The organism is Parachryseolinea silvisoli, from assembly GCF_021190955.1.
Lineage (GTDB): Bacteria > Bacteroidota > Bacteroidia > Cytophagales > Cyclobacteriaceae > Ohtaekwangia > Ohtaekwangia silvisoli.
This window is the reverse complement of the sequence record NZ_JAIOAO010000005.1, coordinates 247,181-259,720: the sequence shown is the minus strand read 5'-3', so window position 1 is coordinate 259,720 and position 12,540 is coordinate 247,181. Positions and strand designations below refer to the sequence as shown.

At 54.7% G+C, this 12,540-nt stretch carries 11 protein-coding genes; 5 read left to right on the top strand and 6 right to left on the bottom strand.

The annotated features are described in order from the left end of the window. Positions 1-161: 161 nt before the first annotated feature. The 3 genes from K7P01_RS26340 to K7P01_RS26330 all read right to left on the bottom strand — a co-directional run bounded on the left by K7P01_RS26340 (position 162) and on the right by K7P01_RS26330 (position 3,376). Complete coding sequence (locus K7P01_RS26340) at positions 162-371, bottom strand: heavy-metal-associated domain-containing protein (protein WP_267297585.1); 210 nt, start codon at positions 369-371, stop codon at positions 162-164. An 85-nt stretch (positions 372-456) separates the two neighbouring features. Then, positions 457-2,706 (bottom strand): heavy metal translocating P-type ATPase, encoded by a 2,250-nt coding sequence (locus K7P01_RS26335; RefSeq protein WP_267297584.1) that lies wholly within the window; start codon positions 2,704-2,706, stop codon positions 457-459. An 88-nt stretch (positions 2,707-2,794) separates the two neighbouring features. After that, positions 2,795-3,376: a helix-turn-helix domain-containing protein gene (locus K7P01_RS26330; protein ID WP_267297583.1), complete on the bottom strand. Its 582-nt coding sequence runs from the start codon at positions 3,374-3,376 to the stop codon at positions 2,795-2,797. A 367-nt stretch (positions 3,377-3,743) separates the two neighbouring features. Here K7P01_RS26330 and K7P01_RS26325 point away from each other — a divergent pair, with 367 nt between their 5' ends. After that, a complete protein-coding gene (locus K7P01_RS26325; RefSeq protein WP_267297582.1) occupies positions 3,744-5,663 on the top strand; it encodes a carbohydrate-binding protein in 1,920 nt (639 codons plus the stop codon). An 81-nt stretch (positions 5,664-5,744) separates the two neighbouring features. Here the strand turns inward: K7P01_RS26325 and K7P01_RS26320 are convergent, their stop codons facing one another. Next, positions 5,745-6,566: an alpha/beta fold hydrolase gene (locus K7P01_RS26320; RefSeq protein ID WP_267297581.1), complete on the bottom strand. Its 822-nt coding sequence runs from the start codon at positions 6,564-6,566 to the stop codon at positions 5,745-5,747. Between the two features lie 180 nt (positions 6,567-6,746). Between K7P01_RS26320 and K7P01_RS26315 the strand changes: the two genes are divergently transcribed. Beyond that, positions 6,747-7,187: a hypothetical protein gene (locus K7P01_RS26315; RefSeq protein WP_267297580.1), complete on the top strand. Its 441-nt coding sequence runs from the start codon at positions 6,747-6,749 to the stop codon at positions 7,185-7,187. A 194-nt stretch (positions 7,188-7,381) separates the two neighbouring features. On the opposite strand, the gene K7P01_RS26310 is transcribed toward K7P01_RS26315, so the two are convergent. Next, entirely contained in the window at positions 7,382-8,332 is a 951-nt protein-coding gene (locus K7P01_RS26310; protein ID WP_267297579.1) for an FkbM family methyltransferase, read from the bottom strand. A 26-nt stretch (positions 8,333-8,358) separates the two neighbouring features. On the opposite strand from K7P01_RS26310, the gene K7P01_RS26305 reads away from it, so the two are divergent. Next, complete coding sequence (locus tag K7P01_RS26305; RefSeq protein ID WP_267297578.1) at positions 8,359-9,489, top strand: glycosyltransferase family 4 protein; 1,131 nt, start codon at positions 8,359-8,361, stop codon at positions 9,487-9,489. A 14-nt stretch (positions 9,490-9,503) separates the two neighbouring features. Here K7P01_RS26305 and ruvC read toward each other — a convergent pair whose 3' ends face one another. Next, entirely contained in the window at positions 9,504-10,055 is a 552-nt protein-coding gene (gene ruvC, locus K7P01_RS26300) for a crossover junction endodeoxyribonuclease RuvC (RefSeq protein WP_397311143.1), read from the bottom strand. A 101-nt stretch (positions 10,056-10,156) separates the two neighbouring features. On the opposite strand from ruvC, the gene K7P01_RS26295 reads away from it, so the two are divergent. Continuing rightward, positions 10,157-11,257: a glycosyltransferase gene (locus tag K7P01_RS26295; RefSeq protein WP_267297577.1), complete on the top strand. Its 1,101-nt coding sequence runs from the start codon at positions 10,157-10,159 to the stop codon at positions 11,255-11,257. A 54-nt stretch (positions 11,258-11,311) separates the two neighbouring features. Beyond that, positions 11,312-12,538, top strand: a complete 1,227-nt coding sequence (locus K7P01_RS26290; RefSeq protein WP_267297576.1) for a GAF domain-containing SpoIIE family protein phosphatase — start codon at positions 11,312-11,314, stop codon at positions 12,536-12,538. The last annotated feature ends 2 nt before the right edge of the window (positions 12,539-12,540 follow it).

Sequence of the window (12,540 nt, the reverse complement as noted above, 5' to 3'; positions counted from 1 at the left end):
CTGCGCTACAGAGTTTCGCGCACTTCCCCACAGGTCAACATCTTGTCACCGAAGTAGGGATTGCGGATGGTTTTGCTGTCGTTGGTCGTCGAGGTTAGCGGGCGAGGTTTGCATAGCCTTGAGCGTTGTGCTCATGCTTCCCGGTGGATGCCGACCCGAATTCAGGAGGCTTTTTCGGCGCGATAGCCTGCTTTTTGAAGCGATTCCTGCACGGTATGTGCGTCGGTGTTGTTGGTGACGGTCAGGGGACGTGTGGGTTGGCTGAGGTCTACCTGCCAGTTGCCGGCGCCCACGGCCTCGTCGAGGTAGGGTGTTACTTTGGCGACGCAGGCCGAGCATTTGATATTGGTATTGAATGTTTGTGTACTCATAGTTGTGCTTGTTTGCTGTGTAAAGAAACGGAATAGATGGGCGGGGGCTTTATACTTTTCCGGGTATGGTTTACAGAATTTCTGTTCAGATCTTCCGGGCTTTTAACCGCAGGCTGTTGGCCACTACGCTGAGCGAGCTGAGCGCCATGGCGGCGCCGGCCACCATCGGGTCGAGCAGAAATCCATTGACAGGGTATAATACACCGGCGGCGATGGGTATGCCGATGACGTTGTATATAAATGCCCAGAAGAGGTTCTGGCGAATGCCCCGCACGGTTTGTGTGGATAGGGTCAGCGCTTTGGGAATAGCTTGCAGGTCGGATGTGATGAGGGTCATCTTGGCCACGTCCATGGCGATGTCGGAGCCTTTGCCCATGGCGATGCTGACGTCGGCTTGTGCCAATGCCTGCGAGTCGTTGATGCCGTCGCCGGCCATGGCGACGACGTGTCCCTGCGCTTGCAGTTTTTTGATATAGGCTGCTTTCTGGTCGGGCATGACTTCGGCTTCGTAGTGCGCAATGCCTGCCTGCCGGGCGATGGCGCGTGCGGTCTGGGGGTTGTCGCCCGTGAGCATGTACACTGCGATTCCTTTTTCTTGCAGGGCTTCTACTGCGGCCCGGGAGGTAGGTTTGAGGATGTCGGCAATGGCGATCAGCGCCAGGACGCGTTGGGCGTCGGCAAAGTATACCACTGTACGGGCTAGTTCTTGCAGACGTTCTGCTTGCACTTGTAAGGCCGGTGGTATCAGAATCTGGTGTTCCGTCAGGAGTCGTGTGTTGCCTACGTAGTACGGTATAGTTTGATACATGGCGGCTACACCGCGGCCGGGGAGTGCTTCGAAGTGTTGCAGGAGTACACCTTGCGTGCCGGTATCTTTTAAGTGATGTACAACGGCGGCGGCAAGTGGATGCTCCGACGACGTTTCGAGGCTGTAGAGCACAGAGGCCGCCAGATTGTTGCCGGTGTCTTGCTGCCACACCAGGTCGGTGACACGCGGCTTGCCGTCGGTGAGCGTACCGGTCTTGTCGAGTACGACGGCTGTTACCTGGTGGGCGCGTTCGAGGCTTTCGGCATCGCGGATGAGGATGTTGTTTTCGGCACCTTTGCCGACACCGACCATCAGGGCTGTAGGGGTGGCGAGTCCCAGCGCGCATGGGCAGGCAATGACCAACACGGTGACAGCTGCCAGCAGGCCATGGGTAAAGGCGTGCTCACCACCGGCCAGCATCCACGTGGCAAAGGTGAGTATCGCCAGGGTAATCACCACGGGGACAAAGATGCCTGCGATTTTGTCGGCCAGCTGTTGCACGGGGGCTTTGCTGCCTTGTGCCTCTTGTACCATGCGAATGATGCGGGCCAGGACGGTGTCGCTACCTACCTGCCGGGCTTCCAGCCGGAAGCTGCCACGTTCGTTGACGGTGCCGGCGAATACTTTGTCGCCGGCCTTTTTTGATACGGCGATCGACTCGCCGCTGATCATGCTTTCGTCGACATACGACGTTCCCGATTCTACCACGCCGTCGACAGGAATACGTTCGCCGGGGCGTACGACTACGATGTTCCCGATGCGTACGGCAGCGATCGGCAGTTCCTGCTCGACTGTATCCTGTACAACCAAAACAGTCTTGGGTTGAAGACCCATGAGCTTGCGTATGGCTGACGAGGTGCTGGCTTTGGCGCGTGCTTCGAGCAGTTTGCCGATGGAGAGGAATGCGATGATGACGGCAGCGGCTTCATAGTATACATGGGCGTGTAAGCCGCGGGCATGCCAGTAGCCGGGAAAGAATGTATTGAATGTACTGAATAGAAAGGCGATGCTCGTCGATAATGCTACCAGGGTGTCCATGGTTGCCTGGCCGTGCCGCGCCTGTTTCCAGGCGTGTGTAAAGAAACTTCGGCCAAGGTAAAATACGATGGGCGCGGTGAGGACAAGCGATATATAGGGTGTATAGGCGTAGTCCATGAAGAACATGCCGAGGACCACGACGGGCACGGACAGGATACATGCCCACAGCGTGCGGGTCTTGAGCGCGGCATAGTACTTTTGTTGCGCGTCGGCGGCCTGGGCCTGTGGGTCTTCCGTGTCGATGACGAGGTCGTAGCCAATGGAACGCACGGCGGCCTGCAGGGCTTGTGGCTGTGTTTGGGTTGTGTCGTATTCTATCAGCGCCGTTTGGTTGGCGTAGTTTACAGAGGCTGTATAAACGCCGGGCGATGCGGCCAGCATCGACTCGACGCTGCTGGCACAGGCGCCACAGGTCATTTCCAACACCGGGAAGGTGGTGCGCGTGCGCGAGGCGTTTTTGCCGGGGTGAATGTTTGTTGTCATTGTCATAGCAACCGGTAATGATTACACTGCAAGTATACCGGAAAGCCGCCACGGTGGTTTTACAGAATTCACCGAACGGATTATATAATTACCGTCAGGCGATCTTGTCCAGGGGCTTGCGGTGCGCTTCGGACTCGCGGCTCTTTTTGAGCTCGGAGGGTGTCAGGCCCGTTACCTTTTTGAATTGCCCCGAGAGGTGTGCAACGCTGCTGTAGCCCAGGGTGTGAGCGATTTCGCTCAGGCTGAGCTCGTCGTAGAAGAGCAGCTCTTTGACGCGCTCGATCTTTTGGCGGATGATGTAGTGCTCGAGGGTGATGCCTTCCACGGAGGAAAAGAGGTTGCTCAGGTAGTTGTATTCGTAGTGCAATGCTTCGGACAAGAGGTGTGACCAGTTGAATTTGCGGTCGATGCCGTCGGGGTTGTGGACGATGCGGATGACGGTGTTTTTGATGCTTTCAATAAGCCGGGCGCGGCGGTCGTCGATGCGCTCGAATCCTAACGCTACCAGGCTGGTGTCGAGGTGTTCGATCGTTTGCGGGGAAATGTCGGTTTCCGGGATGGTCACTTCGCCCAGGGTTACGTGGTCGGGGTGTAGTCCGACCTGATCGAATACCTGCGTGACGGCGGTGATGCACCGGTTGCAGACCATATTTTTTATGAAGAACGTCGTTGCCATGGACAAATATGCGGATTCGGAGGTGGTCGGGGTTATAAGATTCCTGGAATTAGTTGTAGAATTTTAACACGCCAGGAGACCGGGTGGTTCAGTCACTGGAGCATGCGTAGCCCTAAAAAAAGTCAATGCTCGTGTTCTAAAGCCTTTTTTCTAAAATCTGTAGCCCAAAAATCTACGGGTTGTAGGAGTTGATGTAGCCTTTGGAAATTTCGCGCGGTCGGTCCTGGTGTAAATCTTTGCTTCAGCATTCCGGGACACTGGGGCGTTGAAACATAAACCCTGAAAACTAAGGTAGAAGAAAAATATTGAGATCCACTTGTTCTGTCGTAGCTGGTTTATCGCATTCTGTTACTTTAAACACAACGTTATGAAACAATCAAACATTACTATTACTACTACCCTTACACGATATACGGTGCTGCGCTTTGGGCGCGTGGCGGTGGGGCTTATGGCCATCATCCTTTTGCTCTGCAGTCCGGCCTTTGCGCAGACCGTTATTTTTGACGACTTCAATTACACAAACGCGGATGATCCGGCGATTGAGAGCTTTAACAAGTGGCATATTGTGAACGATCTGAACAGTGGGCCGCCGTCGGGTGCCGATTATCTGAAGTCGAATGTTACGTTTACCACGGACGGTATTATGGAGCTGCGTTGCTCGAATGCGGGCACGCCTGCCAGTGCCACACACTCCCGTATTGAAACGGGCTCCGATGTAAATTACTTTGAAGGTACTTATGCGGCGCGCGTGTATTTTGATAATGCGCCGCGCAACAACCAGGATCCGATCATTCAAACGTTTTATGCCATTTCACCGGCGGCGGGTGGTGCTAATCCGGCGACGTATGCGGAGGTGGACTTCGAGTATCTGCCGTGGGATGCGTGGAGCGGTATGTACGGTGGTACGTATAACAACGCCATGTGGATGTCGTCTTATGAGTCGTCTAACGTGTTGCCCAGCGGCGAGGGGCTCGATAACGCCCACGTCATTTTGAAACAGGACCTGGCGGGTTGGCATGACCTGGTGTTCCGGTTTGTAGACGACGTGAACGTGGAGTATTTTATCGACGGCGTAAAGAAAGCCAACGTATCGGTGCGAACGTCGGATGGCGTGTCGGTATATCCGGATTACAACATGTTGGTGAGTTTTGCCAACTGGGCGTATCCGCCGATTGATGGTTCGACGTTTGGTCCTTCTACGCAGCAGCGTAGCAGCACGATGAAGGTAGACTGGTTTGTGCATGTGAAGGATCAGAGTAAGAGCCCTGCCGAAGTGCAGGCCATTGTGGATGAGTTTCGTGGTCGCGGTGTAAAACGCCGCAACCGTCAGGGACAGGAGTATGTTTCTACGCCGCAGCCTCCCACGGGTGTGGTGACAGTCTATAAGCATTGCGATTTTGGTGGCTATGCTGTCGGGCTGCAGGTGGGTTCGTACACGCTGGCGCAGTTGCAGGCGCTGGGTGTTGTTGATAACGATATCTCGTCGGTAAAAGTACAATCGGGTTATCAGGTCACTTTTTATGATAATAGTAACCTGTCGGGTACATCGCTGGTCAAAACGGCGGATGACAACTGCCTGAACAACGAGGGCTTTAACGATGTTGCGAGCTCGGTCGTGGTCGGGCCGGTGGCAGTGCCACCTTTCTCGGTCTTGCGTCAGGCTGAGTCGTATACGTCGGCTGCAGCAGTGTCGATCGTGACGACAACGGACCCGCAAGGTGGTGCGCAGCATGTGACGGCGATCGATACTGAAGACTGGCTGGCATATGCAAACATTACGATTCCGGAGAGCGGCAATTATACGGCGGAATACCGCGTGTCGAGTGTTAGCGGTGGTTTGATCGCCCTGGACTTGAATGGTGGTGCGATCTACCTGGGCGAAGTGGCTGTGCCGCCGACGGGCAGCGCGAGCACCTGGACGACGGTGCAGCACACGGTATATATCACGGCGGGGACATATGCGGTTGGCTTGTACGCGGGTACCGGTGGTTGGAATATCAACTGGTGGAAGCTTACGCGACAGGCGGCTGCACAAACTGTTGCAACTGCTGCCGAGGCCGATGTTGTTTCCTGGGAAGTATATCCGAACCCTGTGCAAAGCAGCTTGAGCTTGTCGCCCGGCTTTGTGGGTGGTCGTGTGGTGATTACCGATCAGACGGGTAACAAGGTGTTGACAAGTGTTGTCAGTGAAGGCGCGTTAGATGTATCTACGCTGCGTCCGGGACTTTATAATGTGATTGTTACGAAGAATAAGAAGACGGTAAGCCGTAAGTTTATCAAGCAGTAGTAGTGTCTGCTCGATTTGTTTATATAGTTCGCGCCGGCAGGGACCCTGCCGGCGCTTTTTTTCTCTCACACTCGCTCTGTTTTACACTACCCGGTATAAAAGTGAATGCAGGAAAGCTTCCAGGGCGGTGTTAAAGGCTTCCGGGTTTTCGAGGTTGCTGACGTGGCCGGCACCTTCGATGGTCTGCAGGTGTGAGCCCGGCACGAGCTCGTGCATTTTGCGCGCGGCTTCGATCGGCGTGACCTTGTCTTCGGAGCCTACGAGGATCAACACCGGACAGGTAACGGCCGGCAATACGTTACAGGTGTCTTTACGGGCAGCGAGGGCCATGAGCGTTTTGGTGACGTTGTCGTCAGACGCCTGGGCAATGGTATGCCGGATGCGGTTTACGGCTTCCGGTTTGTCGATCAATGATGCAGGCGCAAACAGATTTTTAACCGACTCTTCGGCATAGGGGGTCATGCCTTTCTCGCGTATGGAGTCGATGGCCTTCTTGCGTTTCTCGCGGGCGGCATCGGTGTCGGCGAAGCATTGGGTGTCGGCCAGGACGAGCGCGGCAAAACGCTCGGGTGCTTTTTCAATGGCGTGCAAGGCTATATATCCACCCATGGACAATCCACACACCACGGCCTGGGGTATACGCAGGGCGTCGAGGAAGAGTATGAAGTCGTGGGCGAACTGGGAGATGGTAAATTCAGCGGTGCCGGCGTCGGAGCTGCCATGGCCGCGCACGTCGTAGGCAATAACGCGGTAGGATTCTTTGAGGACTTCGAGCTGGGGCTGCCACATGTTTTTGCTGAACGGAAAACCGTGCAGGAACACCACGGGAATATCGCCGTGCCCTTCGTCGAAATAGCTTACTTTATTTCCATTGATTTCGGTCTCTTTGGCAGCGAAGGGCATATCGTTCAGGGGTTTAGATGGGATACCGGGACTAAAAATAGGTAAAAAACTGTGCCTTCTGTCTGTCGGAAGTGTCGCATAGTATAGCAATTTGGCCGAAATGTCGAAATTCCTTGTGGCGTACACATTCTGGCCCGTACTTGGCTTTATTTCCTCGCAGAAAACAAAAACACGACGATCATGAAAAAGTATGCAATGACATTTGTATGGCTTCTGGCCTGTACGCTGGTATTTGCCCAGCACGGTGGTGACCAGAAGGATAAAGGACACAAAGGCCCGGGCGATCCGAAAGCCGCCGCGGCCAAACACGCTGACAAACTGAAAGCCGACGTGGCCCTGGACGATACGCAGTATATTAAGGTGAAGGCTGTCTACGAGACATATGAACAGGAGCAGGCGACTGTGCGCCGGGACACGTCATTAACCAAAGGTCAGGAGAAAACCAAGATGAAGGCGTTGCGCGATAACCGCGATGCCAGTTTAAGAGCGGCCCTGACGGCTGAGCAGTGGAAGAAGTGGGAAGCGCTGAAGCAGGAGAAGAAGGATGCCAAGAATGCCAGGAAGGATGGGAAGAAGGGAAAGGATGGGAAGGACGGCGCGGGGAATGATGAAAAGGAGTGATGGAATAGCGCTTTGCGCTTGGGGAGGGTGTCCGGTGGGCGCCCTCTTTTTTTTTGCTTTGGGATATGGTTAGGAGGGAGTATGTATGCTTTTAGTAGGACGGGTATGACCCTGCCTCGCCAGTCTGAAGACTGGCATTGGGGTAGGTCCAAGTCGCCCTCCCTTCGGTCGGAAGACTTGAACCAGATCCACGTTTAAGCCTGCGCTAATGATGGGCGATGGGCTGGGGTGGGTACGGGTACGATTTCTGGGGACTCGTTGATAAACAGGAGGTTGTCGCCCTGGATGGAGAGGGAGAAGTCGTAGGCGAGGAGGGCCTTGAAGACGGCCTGGGAGCAGCCGTGCTTCATACGGTCGTGGAGCTCGACGATGAGGCAGCGGGTGTAGGGGAGCCAGGATTCGTAGTTTTCGCTGAAGACTTCTTTTTCGCTGCCTTCGATGTCGAGTTTGAGGATGTCGATTTGGGTAATGCCGTGTGTTTGCAACAGGTCGGGGAGAGACATGGCCTCGAGTACGGTGCCGGTGGCATTCTTTTCGATCATGAAGCCACGGTCGCCGTAGCCTTTATCCACTACGTGAATCTGTTCTTTTTTGTGCCAGATGGCGCTTTTTACGGGCGTGATCTGGGGGTAGGGGCGCACGTTGTCGGCCAGGACGGCAAAGTTGTTTTCGTCGGGCTCCACGCTGATGATGCGGGCGTTCGGGTAGCGGTTGGCGAAGAAGATGCTGGTCATGCCGATGTTGGCGCCACCGTCGATGATGACCTTGGGCTGTAGGGTCTGGGGTAGTGACAGGTCGTAGAGGCGGCGCAGGAAGATTTCGCGAAAGGAGATACCATCGGCCCGCTGCGGCCGCAGGCGGAAGGGGTGCCGGATACCTGGCAATGAGACGCTGCGGGTCATGCGGGTCCGGACCTTGAAATAGATAATAAGGCCGCGCCAGCCGAAGGCTGTGAGGCAGTTGATCAGTAATCCGAACATAACGTCGTTGTTTTTATCGGCCCCAGAAGCACGCGTGCGGAATGTTGCACCCGTATTTTTACTTTTGCCGGAAACCGGTGCTGTAGGGTTTCCAGGCGTACTTTCTTTGGTTTGAGCAAAGAAAAGCATTTTGTGGCCTATTGTAAACTCATACGGCATAATCATAAACTAATACGGTCAAACGAAACTTTGTGGAGAACAGATCGGCTGAACAGGTAAAAAGACCCATCGTGATGCTGGCCAATGGCCATCCTCCTTTTGATACCCGCATCTTTATAAAAGAAGCCCGGTCGCTGGTGCAGGCGGGCTACACGGTGTCGATGATCCTGCCGCATACGCAGGACACGGAAAAGGACGGCGTGCGTCTGTATGTGGTGAAACCCCTGGGGGGAGGATTCGATAAGCTCTTTGTCAGTCCCTGGCGTATTTTGGGCAAGGCCCTGAAGCAACCTGCCCGGTCGGTGTTTTGCATTCATGACTCGGACATCCTCGGTGTGGGATTGATCCTCAAGCTGTTTGGCCGTAAGGTGGTGTATGATGCGCACGAAGACACTCCTTTGCAAATCAGTTACCAGCATTGGTTGCCGCGCTGGCTGCGGGGACCGTATGCTACGTTTTATTACCTGCTCGAAAAACTTTGCGGGGCCTGGTTTGATGCGATCATTGTCGCGGAGCCGGTCATTGCGCAGTATTTTCCCAAAAACAAGACTTACCTGATCCGCAACTTCCCGTTGGCGCATGCCTTTCGTACGCATGTACCGGTGCCTTATGGCACGCGGCCACAGGTGCTGACATCGGTGGGCACGCTGAGCAAGGTGCGTGGATTGATCGAGATGCTGGAAGGTGCGCGGCTGGCGGCGTCACGTGCGTCGTTCGAGTTTGTGTTGGGCGGTAAGTTTGCACCGCAGTCGTTGCAAGCGGAGGTATTGAAACACTATACGGTGCGCTTTTTGGAGTGGCTTTCGTTTGACGCGATGGTGGAGGTGCTGTTTGCTTCGCGTGTCGGTATTATTATTCCCAATCCTATTGAACGCTACAAGACAAACTATCCGGTCAAGATGTTTGAGTTTATGGCGGCCGGGTTGCCGGTGATCGCGTCGTCGGCAGGCGAGTCAGCGGCGTTTATCAAAGAGGCGGATGCGGGCATTCTCGTTGATCCACTGAATGTACAGGAAGTAGCGGATGCTATCGTCTGGTTATTCACGCATCCGGCGGAAGCCGAAGCGATGGGGCAACGTGGGCAGGCGCTGATCTTCAGTAAGTATAATTGGGAGAAGGAGAACGAGACGCTGTTGAAGGTATATAGCAGTATTTCGTCTTAGGCAGGCCTAACACGTTAGGCAGGTTTGATGCGGTCGGGATTATCTTTCAGAAAGGCTTCCCACGAGCTGGTGGCGCGGCGCGTTTTTGTTTGCGGGCGTAGTGCCGAGGCGCTGCCTGCGGTGAGCTCGATTTTGCCGGCCTGGAAGTGGTGGCATACGGCGACAGCCAGGGCATCGGTTGAGTCGAGCAATTTGGGCATTTCCTCGATGGCAAACAGGCTCATCAGCATTTTGGCGACCTGCTCTTTGGAGGCATTACCGTTGCCCGTGACGGATTGTTTGATCTTGCGGGGGGCGTATTCGGCAATGGGAATGGAGCGTGACAACGCTGCAGCCATGGCAACGCCCTGGGCACGGCCCAGCTTGAGCATCGACTGCACGTTTTTGCCAAAGAAGGGTGCTTCGAGGGCTACCTCGTCGGGGTTGTACTCGTCGATAAGGCTCGACACCCGCTCGAAGATCTTTTGAAGCTTGAGGGCGTGGTCTCCGTATTTGCTCAGGTGAATGACACCGAATTGAATTAGCTCAACTTTGGGGCGACGCACGGCGATCAGGCCATAACCCATGATGGTTGTGCCGGGATCGACACCTAAGATGACTTTGTCCGTGATAATATTTCCCACGGGGACAAGATAGGCAGCAATCCGGAAATTATTGAAATTGCGTCATGGTTTACCTTTTGGCATTCCTCGCGGGAAGCTATGTGAGCTTCATCCTGGGGCTTTGCCTCGGGTGGCGGCGGTTGTTTTCGCTTCCGCCGGGGCCGGCGCGGCCGCTCATACACCGGGTGTCGGTGGTGATTGCGGCCCGCAACGAGCAGGGGTGCCTGGAAATGCTGCTGCAAGACTTAACCCGCCAGACGGCTACGAACTTTGAAGTGATCGTCGTTGACGACCATTCTGACGATGCGACCGTGGCCATTGCCGATAGTATCGCACAGGCAGACAGTCGGTTCCGGTGTATTCCGGCCTCGGGAGAAGGGAAGAAGTCTGCGTTGACGACGGGCGTCCTTCATGCCACGGGGAGCATCATTGTTACCACCGATGCGGACTGCCGGGTGCAGCCGGGGTGGCTGCAGATGCTGACGGCGCGGTTTGCCGACTCGCATACGCAACTGGTGTGTGGTGGGGTGGCCATTCGGGCCGATACTTTTTTCGCCACGTTACAATCCATCGAGTTTCTTAGTTTGATCGGCTCGGCGGGTGCGGCGATGGCGTTGGGATTTCCCATCATGTGCAACGGCGCGAACCTGGGTTTCCGTAAGGTGACTTTTCAGGAAGTAGGCGGGTATACGGGCAACTTTCATGTGGCGTCGGGCGATGACGAATTTCTGTTGCGCAAGATCGGCGCCCGTTATCCCGGGTCGCTGTATTTTATCACTCATCCTCAATCAGTTGTGACTACCCGTGCGGCGCGGACGCTGGGTGCTTTTGCCCGTCAGCGGCTGCGGTGGGCGGGTAAGTGGCGGCATAATCCATCGGCGTATACAGTGCTGGTGGCGTTGTATGTATGGGCGATTCAGGTAACGACGTGTGCGAGCCTGGTGTTGGTCCTGACAGGAGGAACACTGCAAGGTGTTGCGGCAATCTTTCTGGTGGGCAAGTGCCTGGCGGATGCGTGGTTCCTCTGGCCGGTAGCCCGGTTCGTGGGAGTGCGTTGGCATTGGCCGGCGTTCCTGTTATTACAACTATTGTACCCTTTGTATGTGATCGCCACAGGCTTGTTGTCGAACATCCTACCGAACACCTGGAAGGGCAGAAAGATGTGAAGTTTTTACGGGCATTGCTGATGGGATTCTTTACCTTTACCGGTACAACACGTTATGGAGGAACTCGAGATACGGAAGCAATTTGAGATCAAGGAGCTGGAGCTGAATGCTCTGCTCGAAATCACGCAGGCAATCAATAGCAACCTGCCCGAAGAATCGCTTTACAAGATCTATAACTTCACGCTCCGGTCGAATCTCAATATTACCAAACTGGCGTTGTTTGTGTTCGACGAAGACTGGCAGTGCAAGGCCCACTTCGGCACGAAACATCCGTACTACAAGATCAAGCTGCTGCCGGAGTTCAAGACCATTCAGGACATTACGCACCTGCGCGAGTTTAAGCACTGTGAGTTTACGGAGTTTGATATTATCGTGCCGGTAGCGCACAAGACTACAACGCTGGCGCTGGTGTTTGTGGGTGGGCTCGACCAGTACGATGTGCGTTATGAAAGCGAAGACGGTATCCGGTTTATTCAGGCGCTGAGCAATATCATTATTGTAGCCATTGAAAATAAGAAGCTGGCCCGCAAGCAGCTCGAGCAGGAGGCACTGCGCAAGGAGCTGGAAATTGCGCGCGATGTGCAGCAGTTCTTGTTTCCTAAGAAACTACCCAACACGGATGTACTGAAAGTGGAGGCGAGCTATTTGCCGCACGACCGCATTGGTGGCGATTACTACGACTACATTCCCATGAATAAAAATCAGTTCCTGATTTGCGTGGCGGATGTGAGTGGTAAAGGTATACCGGCGGCGTTGATGATGTCGAACTTCCAGGCATCGTTGCGTACGCTGGTGCGGCAAACACCGAACCTGACCGATATCGTGGAAGCGCTTAACTACCAGGTACTCGAAAATACCAAGGGCGAAAAGTTTATCACGTTCTTTGCGGCCATCTATGACATCCGGCTCAAGACGATGGTGTATGTGAACGCCGGGCACAACCCGCCCATTCTGTGGGATCGCCAGCATGGTATTCGCCTGTTGGAAGATGGCTCGACGGTACTGGGCGCGATGGACCCGTTGCCCTTCCTCAACGAAGGGTTTCTGACCGACATCGACGACTTCCTGATCTTCTGTTATACCGACGGCCTGACGGAAACCACCAATGAAGCGGGCCGCGAATTTGGCGTCGAGACGTTGCTGAAATACTTCCAGAGCGATCATATCTACACGCGTGATCTGAAGAAGATCCACGAGGACATTATCGTAGCGCTGGACGAGTTTAAGGGTAACAAAGGATACCACGACGACATCACGATCCTGTCGTGCCGCGTGGGGTAGTC